Source organism: Mesorhizobium sp. WSM4983, from assembly GCF_029625765.1.
In the GTDB taxonomy this organism is placed as follows: Bacteria; Pseudomonadota; Alphaproteobacteria; order Rhizobiales; family Rhizobiaceae; genus Mesorhizobium.
Map to the genome: position 1 here is coordinate 69,993 of NZ_JARTVM010000013.1, position 11,722 is coordinate 81,714.

8 protein-coding genes are annotated in these 11,722 nt (G+C 64.2%); 4 read left to right on the top strand and 4 right to left on the bottom strand.

Features of this window, described 5'->3' with window-relative positions; all coding sequences use genetic code 11:
- The first annotated feature begins 209 nt into the window (after window positions 1-209).
- Window positions 210-1,094 carry a hypothetical protein gene (locus P9254_RS26310; RefSeq protein ID WP_245322265.1) on the top strand — a complete coding sequence of 295 codons (885 nt, stop codon included), beginning with the start codon at window positions 210-212 and terminating at the stop codon, window positions 1,092-1,094.
- Window positions 1,095-1,135: 41 nt separating this feature from the next.
- Here P9254_RS26310 and P9254_RS26315 read toward each other — a convergent pair whose 3' ends face one another.
- The 3 genes from P9254_RS26315 to P9254_RS26325 all read right to left on the bottom strand — a co-directional run bounded on the left by P9254_RS26315 (window position 1,136) and on the right by P9254_RS26325 (window position 5,997).
- Entirely contained in the window at window positions 1,136-2,653 is a 1,518-nt protein-coding gene (locus tag P9254_RS26315) for a hypothetical protein (protein ID WP_278054616.1), read from the bottom strand.
- Between the two features lie 66 nt (window positions 2,654-2,719).
- A complete protein-coding gene (locus P9254_RS26320; protein WP_278054615.1) occupies window positions 2,720-3,826 on the bottom strand; it encodes a glycoside hydrolase family 5 protein in 1,107 nt (368 codons plus the stop codon).
- Between the two features lie 20 nt (window positions 3,827-3,846).
- Window positions 3,847-5,997 carry a GumC family protein gene (locus P9254_RS26325; RefSeq protein WP_278054614.1) on the bottom strand — a complete coding sequence of 717 codons (2,151 nt, stop codon included), beginning with the start codon at window positions 5,995-5,997 and terminating at the stop codon, window positions 3,847-3,849.
- Window positions 5,998-6,235: 238 nt separating this feature from the next.
- Here P9254_RS26325 and P9254_RS26330 point away from each other — a divergent pair, with 238 nt between their 5' ends.
- Both P9254_RS26330 and P9254_RS26335 read left to right on the top strand, forming a co-directional pair.
- Window positions 6,236-7,648, top strand: a complete 1,413-nt coding sequence (locus P9254_RS26330; RefSeq protein WP_067326253.1) for a lipopolysaccharide biosynthesis protein — start codon at window positions 6,236-6,238, stop codon at window positions 7,646-7,648.
- Window positions 7,645-8,739 (top strand): glycosyltransferase family 4 protein, encoded by a 1,095-nt coding sequence (locus P9254_RS26335; protein WP_278054613.1) that lies wholly within the window; start codon window positions 7,645-7,647, stop codon window positions 8,737-8,739. Before P9254_RS26330 ends, P9254_RS26335 begins: the two co-directional genes overlap by 4 nt.
- Here the strand turns inward: P9254_RS26335 and P9254_RS26340 are convergent.
- Window positions 8,725-10,200, bottom strand: coding sequence for a glucosamine inositolphosphorylceramide transferase family protein (locus P9254_RS26340; RefSeq protein ID WP_278054611.1), 1,476 nt, complete (start codon window positions 10,198-10,200; stop codon window positions 8,725-8,727). The two genes, P9254_RS26335 and P9254_RS26340, sit on opposite strands and share 15 nt — an antisense overlap.
- Window positions 10,201-10,480: 280 nt before the next feature.
- Here P9254_RS26340 and P9254_RS26345 point away from each other — a divergent pair, with 280 nt between their 5' ends.
- Entirely contained in the window at window positions 10,481-11,638 is a 1,158-nt protein-coding gene (locus tag P9254_RS26345; protein WP_278054610.1) for a GNAT family N-acetyltransferase, read from the top strand.
- The last annotated feature ends 84 nt before the right edge of the window (window positions 11,639-11,722 follow it).

Genomic DNA, 11,722 nt, shown 5'->3' on the forward strand with positions numbered 1-11,722 from the left:
CATACAAAACCAATGATTGTTTTAGTCAATTCTACAATTGTAACCCGCCTAAGGGTAATGCGACGATCAATTGTAGGCGGAGGAGCACTGCACGATCCCGTCAAATCCGGCCAATAAAATTAGCTTCGATAGCGGTGTAATTCGTTAGTAATCGATCGTCAGGATACCCCGGACCTCGACATATTTGGTGCCTTTTTCTTGAGTCGATTATGGCGGTTCTCGGCGCATTCCCTCCCGGTATCGGTTGCCGGCCCTTCGACGAGAGGGATTGGGGAGGCGTGGCGGATTGCCTGCACCGGGGGTTTCCGGAGCGCAGCAGGAGCTATTGGATAGAAGCGCTGACCCGCCTGGCGCAGCGGCCAGCGGTCGTCGATTTTCCGCGATATGGGTTCGTCCTGGAGAAGTCGGGCCGGATCGTCGGCGCGGTGCTTACGCTCTATGCCAAGCACAGAAGCCTGGAAGGCGATGAAATCCGCTGCAATCTCTCGAGCTGGTCCGTGGACGCGGAATTCCGGCCCTATGCCAGCCGGATGATCGCGACGGTTATCCTGCGCAAGGATGTGGTCTACACCAATATTTCTCCATCGCCCGGGACAGTGAGGCTCAACAAAGCCTTCGGTTTTCGCCTGTTTTCCGGCGGACAGATCGCCTTCTTGCCCATTCTGAATGGTATGCCGCGTCCGGACCGGGTGTTGGAAGCCCATGCGGACCTCGCCGAAATGGCTGAACTCACCGACAACGAAAGATACATATTGCTCGAGCACGCCGCGTTGGGCTGTCTTTCGCTGATCTGCGTCTGCGACGGTCTGGCGTTGCCGCTTGTGCTGAAGCCGCGCCGGATATTGCATGGGCTCGTGTCGTGCTGCCAGGTCGTCTACTGCCGATCCCACGCGGATCTGGTCAGGTGCGCCGGGGTCGTAGGCCGCTTTCTCCTGCGGCGCGGACAGCTGCTTTGCCTCGTCGATGCGATGGGCCCGGTTCCCGGTCTGTCCGGCAGGTATTTTCCGAACAAGGGGATCAAGTATTTCAAGGGTCCGAAATCGCCTTCTCCGGGAGACCTGACGTTCACCGAAATGGTGCTGTTCGGTTCCTGAACGAAATCGTGAAGCCGGTCTGGAGCCCAGCCGATCCGAAGTCAGTCCGCCGCTTCGGCTCTTGCCGCCATGTGCCAGCGTGTTCCCAGCGAGACGCCCACGAGCAGCAGACAGAAGGCGAGGGCAAGAGGGGAGTAGAAAGCCTCCTCCTGTAATACGGCATTGGCCGAAATGGTGACGATGCCGACAAAGCCGAACAGGAAATCCGGGTCGCCGGTCTGGATAAGCTGCCGTCGCAATGCCACGGCCAGCGCCGCCAGGAAGCCGAAGAAGACGAGGCTCCCCACGCCCATCTGGTAAAGCATGACACCGACCGCGCTCTCGACCGGCACGGAGGCGGCGCCTTCGGCCTGGGCGGTTTGCCAGTTGAGATTGATGCTGGTGCTCGACAGGTTGCCGCCGAGACCCAAGCCCTGGCCGAGCGGATCGGCCAGGAAATCGCGCATGCCGGCAATCAGACCGAGGACGTGATAGTCGCCATGGGTGGCGCCATATCCGATCGCCGCCGTCGTCCAGACCACGGCCAGGGCCATCGCGCCCATGAGCGCCAGACCGGCGCGGGAGGGACTGTAGATCAGCCGCACGGCAATTGCGACGAAAAGCATGAAGGTCGCGCCCTTGGAGCCGATGACGAGCAGCAGCGGCAGAGCCGCGAGAGGCAGCACCCATCGTCCTTTGAAGAGCAGCCAGGCCGAAATGATGCTTAAGGCGTAAGCATAGCTGATCGGATGGAAGTTCGGGCCGCCGATGCGGAAGACGCTTGGCAGGATGTCGTTGAACAGGGGCGTGTTGAAGAAGGTCGTGGTCATCACGTCTTCGATCCCACGGTAAACGAAACCGGTTTCCTGAAGCGCTTTTTCCCACACGCCGGTCTCGACCTGCCGCGAGATGCTGCGCTCGACATATTGGTCGCCGTGGAACAGTCCGAGGAAATCCATGGTGAAGGTCAGTTCCGCATAGCCATAGACGATCGCGCCGGCGCCGAGCCACAGCATGCTCTTGCGCAGATCGACGGGATAAAGGCTGGCGGCGAGGACCGCGACGTGGAAGCAGGCGAGCGGCGTGATCGTGTTGCGGAAATAGACGACCGCGTCCTTGGGGTCGCCATGCACGACGCCGAGAGCGAAATAGAAACAAATCGTTCCGCACAGGACCATGCTCAGCAGCAGCCACGGGCGCAACTCGGTCAGCGCGCGGACGCGGTACTGAAATGAGGCGGCCAGGAAAATGCCGAACGCTGTCATCAGGATGATGAAGTTGGTGCCGCGCAGCGCGTCGAACGTGTCGTTGTCGGGAATGTAGGGGGTGAACCAGGCGACCACGAGGTTCTGAAAGAGAAAGGCGCAGATGATCAGCACCGGAACGCCCGCCGGCATCGCGTTCGAAACGATCAGCGTCAGCGCGAATGTTGCGGCAATCCCGAACGGCGTCCACACGGCAAATGCGGAGACGGCCAGCGCAACGACAAGCAAGGCCGTGCCGACATGCAGCAAGGTTTCGGGCGTATCCCTGCCCGGCAAACCCAGTCCGACGGGCCAAGAGACCTGCGTCGTGCTCATCGCTGATCCGCTCCGCTCGTCACTTGTCCCAGCAAGCGTAGATGGCGCCTGTCGTCCATTTCCGGCCTAACCTCCAAGGAGCGCGGCAATCATCGAGCCGTCGAAGCCCTCGACGCTCTGCCTGCTCCTGATGAAGCCGAAGCCCTGATCGAGCTCCCAATAGGTCCATGCCACATGGTTCGCTTCAGCCGCCTTGCGCACGGCGCGCACCCAGGAGGCGCGGCTTTCGGCATCCACGCAGAAATTGAGCACACCGAATTCGTTCAGCATGACCGGGCAGCCGTTGGTCGTGGACCAGCGCGCCAGATCGGCAAAATCGGAGCCGATCCGCGCGGCCGTCCAAGGCGCCGACAATTCCTCTTCAACGAGGCCGGCGGCTTCTTCGTCGCCGGCCGACCGCAGTTTGGAGATAAGCCGGCTCACCTGGGCCATTTCCTTGCTTGCGGGAAAGGGCAGGTCCGCGATGCGGGCGAGCGGCGAGGCATCCCAGGTCTCGCACTGGTGGGTGAAGGCCAAGGGGGCGTAATAGTGAACGGCGGCAATCTGGTTGTCGTCGGCGAGCGGCGGCGCGTCGGCGATTTCCCAGATGCCCTGAAACCGTGCCGGTCCCCAGACCAGCGTGTGGCGCGGACATTTCGCCCGCAGCGCCGCGGCGATCCGTTCCCGCAGCGCCAGCCAGGCGCTCCGTTCCATCGGTGGCTCGTTCAGCAGCTCGGGATAGACCCACTCCGCAGGCAGATCGGCAACGACGGCACGCAACGCCGTCCAGGCCTGAAGCACTCTTCCTGCAGCCGCCTCGGGATCGTTTCGAAAAACTCCTACAAGCTCGCCAGAAGGATGCATGTCGAGGAGGACCGAAAAGCCCAGCCCGACAAGATCCCTGATCCCGTTCTGGATGCGGCGAAGCGTTGCCGGGTCGCCGCTGGAGACGAGATCGCCGTTGACCGGCAGCCGGATCGTGTCGAAGCCTGATTGGCGCAGCTTCTCAAGCGTGGCCGTGGCGGGAGCAAGCCCATCGTTTCGGTCGAGCCATCCGGGAAGGTTGAAGCCGCGCGACGGAACTTGGCCGGCCGTCGCGAGCGCAGCGGATTGCGGCAGAGGGGAGGCGGCGAAAACGGCTCCGGCGGCAAAGGCCAGCGCCTGTCGCCTCGACACCTTGGGCGGCGATGTCATCGATGCACCGCCTCCACGGTCTAGCCCCGAACGGTGGCGCTGCGGCGCTGCTCGCCGGCCGCTCGCGGACTGTCGATCGCCGTGGCTGGCCGCGCGCTTTCCGCCGCGACGACAAGAGTGGCACTGCGGCCGATCTGGCCGGCACCGAATTTTTGCGCGAGCAGCCTGGCGGCTTCCGAAGGCTGCTCGGAGGGGCTGAGCGCCAGAAGCGCAAGATCGGCTTTGGCGAAGAGCTCCGGATTCCAGCCGTTCTCATTGAGCGAGGGCGCGATCACGACGACGAAATCGAACGCGCTCCCGGCTTCGGCCAGAATGCCACGGAACGAGTTGCGATCGGCAACGCCAGGACTTTTTTCCGCCACTGAGCTGCACACGACAGTCTGCAGACCGGTCGCGCCATCGATGAACAAACCGGCTCCGTCTGTCGTCGCGCTGGACAGACGATCGCCAATTTCCACCATCAGCACGTTCTGATCGGCTCGTTGCATTCCGATGCCCAGCATCGCGCCCGCAATCCTTGCCTCGAAACTGCTGTGGATCGAAGACACGAGGATGACGAACGGTTTGCCGTGGTCGTTCAGGTGCAAGACCATCTGCCGCATGATCTTCAGGACGGCGAGCGACAGCGTTTCGTTTCCGGTCTGGAAGAGCTGTTTCCTGATCGCCTTGATGTTTGAGTAGGCGGTCCCACCGGCGACGCCGGGCAGACGGTACTCGCCGAAATTGGCTGGCATCGGCAATGGCCGGGGGCTGACCGGCGCGCTGTCCTTACGGTCCACGACCGGCTCCGGCACGGCCGCCTTCGGCGCCTGCGGGTCCTCTTGCGGCTGCGGGACCGGACCAAGCGCCAGAGCGAGGCCGCATCCGGCGAGGAGCCCCAGAACGGCGCTCACCAAGAGAAGCAGGACCGGCTTCGGCCATGTCGGCTGGACAGGCGGCGAAGCCACGCCGATCTTGCGCGCTTCGGAAGTCTGCACGCCCTGCATCTGCGACGTTTCCTGTGCACGCTTGAGATAGTCGTCGAGCACGGCGCGCGCCGCCTGGGCTTTCGATTCCAGCTGCCGCAGCTGTACCTGCGCGATGTTCGAGTTCGTCGACTGTTGGCGCAGGGCTTCGAGCTTGTCCTGCAGCTTGCCGACATTCTGCACGGCGAGATCATAGCTGGCCTTCAACTGCTGCCTTATGCGATCCGCCTCGGCGGACATCAGCCGCTTCAACCGCTCCAGCTCGGACTGCAGCCGCCCGATGGTCGGGTGGCGCGGCCCGTACATGGTTTGCAGGCTGGCAAGCTCGGTGGCGCGCTGGTTGTAGTCGTCGCGCAATTTGATGGCCGAGGTGGAGGTAAGAATATCCGCAAGCTTGGCGAGCCCGGCCGGCGAACTGCCCGCAGCCAGCGCCTGATTGTAGCGGTCCTTGGCCTGGTCGGCGTCGCCCTGGGCGGCGATCAGCTGCGTCGTCAGCTGATCGAGCTGCGACTGCAGCGTGCCGCCGTCCGTCGAATTGACGATATTGTGTTTCGTCTTGAAGTCTTCGACCGTCCGCTCGGCGTCGCTGACGTCCTTTTGCAGGCCGGAGATCCTGTCCGTGAGCAGCGTATTCACGTCGCTGTTGGCGCTCTCGCGTTCTCCCACCAGGCCTGCCCGGTACTGATCGACGATGGCATTGGCGATGCGCGCGGCCTTTTCCGGCGACGGCGACGTGAAGCTGACATTGATGACGTAGGTCAGCCCTTCGCGCTCGACAGAAACCTTGCTCTGGAAGCGCTTGAAGGCGGCGTCCTGCGGCGCGCTGGCGCCGGCTCCGAACAGACGTGAAGCAAGGCCGCCGCCGGCGAATTCCGGATCGCTGTCGAGCTTCTGGCTTTTGAAGACGGCGCCGAGCAGGTCTGGCGACAGGATGACGAAGACTTGGCTGGCGATAGCGGCGCTGTCGGAGCCGATCCCCGGAAGCACGTTGTTGAAATTGGTCGCGCGCGTGTCGCGGGGGTCGATCAGTATCGAGGCCGTTGCGGTATAGCTTGGTTTGGTCACCGCAAGATAGGAGAGCGCCAGCAGCACTGCCGCGCCGGCGATGGCAAGCACCATCACGCGTCGCGTCCAAAGGATGGCCCACACTGCACCTATGTCGAACAACGGCGTAAGAGTGCGCTCGTCGATACTGGCTGGCTTCATCGATTTTCCTCGTCGAGAGCCGCGACTTCACGACCTCACTCGTCTCCACAGTATTAAGGATTATCGTTAGCCATCCGTTAAGCTTGGCGGCGTGACGATGCGCTCGGCGCTGGCGATGCCGGTAACCATGCGAAGCGTTCGCGCTGGCGCGGTTGCGGCATTTTGCTTATGCAGGATCGGGTTTTGAGCGTCGTCGTAGGTGCGGGTAGCCCATCGCCGATCGTCTCAGGAGGCGAGGTTGAAGGACACTAAAGGGAACCGCGAGGCCGCCCCCGGGGCAGGGGCCAGCCCGGCGACCGACATGCGCATGTCGGTCACGGCGCTTGCCAAGAGCGGCGCCGTGGCCGGCATCATCAAGCTTGCCAGCGCGGGCCTGTCCTTCCTGATGTTCGTGGCCGTGGCGATGGTGACGAACGAACGCGAGTTCGGTCTTTACAGCGCTACCTATGCCGGCGCGAGCCTGGTTTCCTTCTTCGCTTCGGTGGGCCAGCAGAGCACCGTGCTCAGGTTCTGGCCTCAATATGCCGGGCTGGGCGATCTCGGCTCGGCTCACGGGCTGATGGCGCGTGCCATTCTCGTGGCGCTGGCCGGGCTTGTCGGCACCAGCCTGCTCATCATCGTGGTGGGATTCCTGCCCTTCGTCGGCAGGGGAACGCCGGAATGGCTGCCGCTATGCGTGGCGGCGGCGGTGCTGTCGTTCTCGCTCGGCTGGTCGGAGTTTACCTCGGGCGCCTTCCGGGCCAAGAACGCGCTGATATCGGGCCTGCTGCCGCGGGACATCATTTGGCGCGCGGCGACAATCGCCGCCGTTGCGGCGCTGCACTTCATGCAAGTGAAGATCGATGCGATCGCGGCGACATATCTGACGGCGCTGCTGCTCATCCTGTCGGTCGTCCCGCAAACAATTGTGCTGTTGCGCGACACGGCGCGGGCAGATCGCGGTGGTCTCACGGAAGGGCAAAAGCAGGAATTCAAGACGGTGACGCTTGGCCTGTGGGGCGTCACCTCGCTGCCGCCCGCGCTCGGCCAGGTCAGCACCCTGCTCGTGGCGATGATCCTGGGGCCAGAGGCGGCAGGCGCGATCTTCGTGGCGGACCGGACCACGCGCTTCGTGACCCTTGCCCTCAACGGCATCAACCAGGCGCTGGCGCCGCAGATATCGGCGGCCTTCTACAGCGGCGACAGGGCTCACGTGCAGCGCATCACCAGCCTCGCCGCGCTTGGCGGCTCGGCCATTGCGCTGTGCGTGCTGGCGTCCTTCTGGATATTCGGCGACTTCATCCTGTCCATCTTCAATCCGGCCTATGCGACGCCGACCATGAGGGCGACGCTCGTCATCTTCGGCATCGGGGCGACGTTCGGCACCGCTTGCGGCCCGATCGAAGTCCTGTTGCAGTTGACGGGTCTGCAGCATGCGCTCTTCAAGGTGCTGGTCATCGTCAACGTTGTCGGACTTTGCGTGACGGCCGTGGCAACTTACTACCTCGGGTCCATAGGAGCGGCCCTCAGCATTGCCGGAACCGTCATCGCATGGACGGCTTTCGGGGTATTGATCGCCCGGCGCAGAATCGGCATCAACCCGTCGATCCTCGGCTTGTCCCTGGACAGGATCGGGCTGGTGCCTCATGCCCTCCTGAAGGGGCGCACGTGAAGATCGTCCAAGTGCAGACCCAGGCGGAAGCAGCGGGGGCGCAGCGCATCTCCGACATGGTGGGCGAGGGCTTGCGGGCGCGCGGGCACGAGGTGCGCACCGTCTTCATGTACCGCAAGACCGAAGCCTATGACCGCGATCCCAATGTGGATTTCGTCCTGACGGACAGACCGCGCGGATTGCCCGGGCAGATCCGGGCGACCGTCCTCTTGGCGCGATATCTGCGCGCGGCAGGCCCCGACGCAGTCATCACTTACCAACACTATGGCAATATCTTCGGCACGATCGGCGCCCGGCTGGCCGGCGTCAGGCACATCGTCGCAAACCAAAGCGGCGCCCCGCAAAGCATGGGCGTCATGGGGCTGCTCTCCCAAATCGACAAGCTGATGGGCACGGTCGGCCTTTACCAGGCGAATGTCGTCAATTCCGGCTGGACTCAAGCGCAGTTCGATCGCTATCCGCGCTCCTATCGGCGGCGCATGCGTCGCATCGATCACGGCGTACCCGCGCCGGGCGAGGAATTCGACAAGGCAGCGGCGCGCGCCGCCTTCGGCCTGCCGCAGGACGTTTGGCTGGCCGTATCATCGGGCCGACTGACGCGGATGAAGAACCAGATCGCGCTTGTCGGCGCGCTCGTTCGACTGCCCGACGTCCATGTCGCGCTGGCAGGCGCGGGGCCGGAGCGCGAAGCGCTCGTCGCCTTTGCCGAAAGCCGCGGCGTTGCCGACCGCCTGCATCTCGTGGGCGAGGTTCCGCCGACGCGCATCTTCGAATTCCTCGCGGCCGGGGATGCCTATGCGTTTGCCTCGATGACGGAGACCTTCGGCCTCGCCTGCGTCGAAGCAGCCATTTCCGGGCTGCCGGTTGTGGCCAGCAACCTCGACGTCTTGCGCGAGGTGCTGACCGCGGAGGACGGCTCTCCCGCCGCACTCTTCGTCGAGGCCGACGCTGCCGGCATGGCTAGGGGCCTTGGCGATCTGTTTGCGCGGCCGGAAGCCAAGGCCAGGCTTTCAGAGGCGGGACGGCGGCTGCGGGATAAGTATTCGCCGGCCAGGATGTGCGCGGGCTACGAGGCGCTACTGCTTGCCTGACCGCTTGCGCACGGCGGCGATCCCGTCGATCACTTCCAGGCGCCCGGCCCGATTGAGTGTGTGGATTTTCGGATAAGGAAAGTCGCCAGCCGCATCGATCGGCCGCGGCGGCGACAGCCGCACCGTCTGCTGGTTGAGCTCCAGCAGCTTCGACAGGCCCAGCCCGCCGCCATAGCCCAGCGTTCCGTCCTGGACCGGAAGAAGCACGCGGCCGTCGCGGTTGCGCACGAAGGCTCCGCCGGGGCGGGCCATGCGGTGGTCGATCAGGATCGGGTTCGCCGGATGCGGCCGCCACGGACCGGCAAGCGCGGGGGCGGAGAAAATCACCAGCGTGTCGGAAGTGCTTCCATGGCCGTCACGATCCGTGGCGAACAGCCAGAGCATGCCTTCATGCTCGAACAAGGTGGCATCGGAAATCTCGCCTTCGACCAGCACGGTCTCGGCAAGCCAGCTGTCCGGGAAGCCCGACGCGCGGTAGAGTGTGAGCTTGCCGCCGGCGCTCGCCTCCGGCAGCATCCAGATCGCGCCGTCGCGCTCGAATACCTGCGGGTAGGAGAGGTGGTGAGCCTCCTCCAGCACGACCCGAGGCTCGCCAGGAACGCCATCCGCGTCGAACGGGACAACGGAAATGACCGCCTTTCCGGTCGCGTGCGGATAGTCCTCGACGAACACAAAGGGCTGACCCTGCCACCAGAAGGGGAACGGGTCGGCATAGAAATGATCGCCCGGGTCCGGCAGCACCGACCAGCCGGTGCCGAGCTTGCCGGTATCGGCGACGCCCAGGGCATCGGTAAAGCGATAGCCGACACGCCAATGCGCGTGGCGGAAGCGCGCGCGCCGAAGCGCTTCCCGGCCGAGCCGCGGCAGCGCCGCGCGGAGATAGGCGGATGTGAACCCGCCTCGCTCGCCACGACCATGGATTTCAGCCACGGCCTCTCGTGGCAGCCGGTCCGCCGCGAACGCGCGGGTGACCGACTGAACCAGAGTAATGGCGCGGGCGAACACGTCCTCGGTGCCGAGTGCGGTGGATTCCCGCTTGTCGACCATGGGCCGCGCCTGGCCGACTACCGTCTTCCTGTCGAGCACGGCCTCGATCACCGGGAGCCTGCCGGCCGCGACGGCGATTGCAGCCGACAGATCGGCGCTGGATCCGTCGAAGCGAAGGCCGATGGTGGGGACATTCGACAAGGCCGCATCGCCGGCAAGATCGAGCCTCAGCGCGGCGGGGCGCCCGCCGGGCCGTGCCGGGATTGCTTGCAGCGCGGAGCCGAGAAGGGGTCCGCGCCGGCGGAAAAGACGTTGCTCGAACTGGAAGGCGGCTTTTGCCGCGGCCGGCCAGGTCGACGGCCCGGGCTGATGCGCCACCGCGACATCGTGGCCGTCCGCCTCCAGCCGCTCTATGGCGAGCTGCTGCCAATGGCGGGGCGCCGATTGCGGAACGATGACCTCGATCGCCAGCATGTCTTGCGCGACTATGTCCTGCTCGGATTTCCAACAATGAGGAACGAGAGACTGGCTGAAAATACTTACATCGGCGTTACACGCAGAACCGGATTTCTACTTTTTCGGCATGATTTTCGACTTGCGATCCCGAAGCGGTTGTGGTCGTCCGCCCGGCCTGCCACGCAACGCGAGATTAGCGGTTTCGGCATATACCAAGATTCCAACAATCGCGGCGACCGGTCTTGACCTGGAACGTAAGAAGTCGTGGATAGCCGCTGTCCCTGCCGGTTCGGATCACATGTTTGAAGTCACTGCCGAGGATGCGTTCGATTTCCGTTCGACGGAGTACGCCGAGCTCTTCGCCAGCTCGGCGGCAACCGCTTTTCAGCATCCGATTTGGCTCGCGCAACTTTATGAGAGGCTCGTGCGGCGAGGCGCCGCCACGCCACTGATCATCGTCGTCCGCGTGCGTGCGAGCGGAAGGCTCGCGATGGTCCTGCCGCTGGTGAGGCGCCGCTACACGCTGCTGAAGGTCGTGGAATTCGCGGATATGCGGGTTTCGGACTATGTCTCGCCCGTCGCCGACGAGGAGACCTTCTCCCGCATTCTTGCCGACGCCCGCACCGTCGCCGCCATCCGCAAGCATCTGCGGCCATACGATCTCCTGCGCATCGGCAAGCTGGCGGACCGCTCCCTGGCGATGGAGCGCCTGCTTGGCGTCGACAAGCGCGACAGCATGGGCATGAGCGCCTATTCCAGCGAGCTGGAGCCGACATTCGCCGGCTGGCGCGAGCAGCGGCTGGACCAGTCCTATCGCAAGGAGCTGGACAAGAAATCCCGGCAGCTCAACCGCATCGGGGAGGCGCGCTTCGAATGCGTTGACGGCCCGGCCGCGGTCCGCACGACATTCGATGCCCTCAAGCTCTATCGCGGCAAACGCTTCGACGGCAGCAACGGTCCGGCCGACCTTTTGCAGCTGCCTTCCTATTTCGATTTCTACCTGGCCGTGGCCAATGAAGGGTGCGGCGGCTTCGCCCGCACCTATGCATTCTGGATGAACGGCCAGCCGATCGCCGGCGCGCTCGGGCTCGAGCACCGCGGCTCGCTCCTGGTCATCCTCGGCGGTTTCGACGAGGCCGGCTACCGGAAGCAGTCGATCGGCAGCCTGATGTTCGAGCAGATCGCCCGCGATTGCATCGAGCGCGGCGATCAACACCTCGATTTCACCATCGGCGACGAGCCCTACAAGCGCGTGTTCGGCGGCCGGCCTTCACCGATGTGGCAAATCTACCGCGCAGGGAGTCCGCTCGGCTATGCGGCGCATCTAACGGTGCAGAAATTGCCGGCGGCCAAGGCGCTGGCGCGGCATATCCTTGAGGCCGCGCATGTCAAGAAGGCCAAGCCTTCGGCTGTCATCGTGCCGCCGGCTGCCGATGAAGCCGCCGAGTCGTCCTAGTTGAAGCGGGTCGGTTCGGACGCCTTACGCTAGCTTCAGGCGGTCGCGCACGCCTATGCCGAAGCGTACTTTGAACGAAATGCG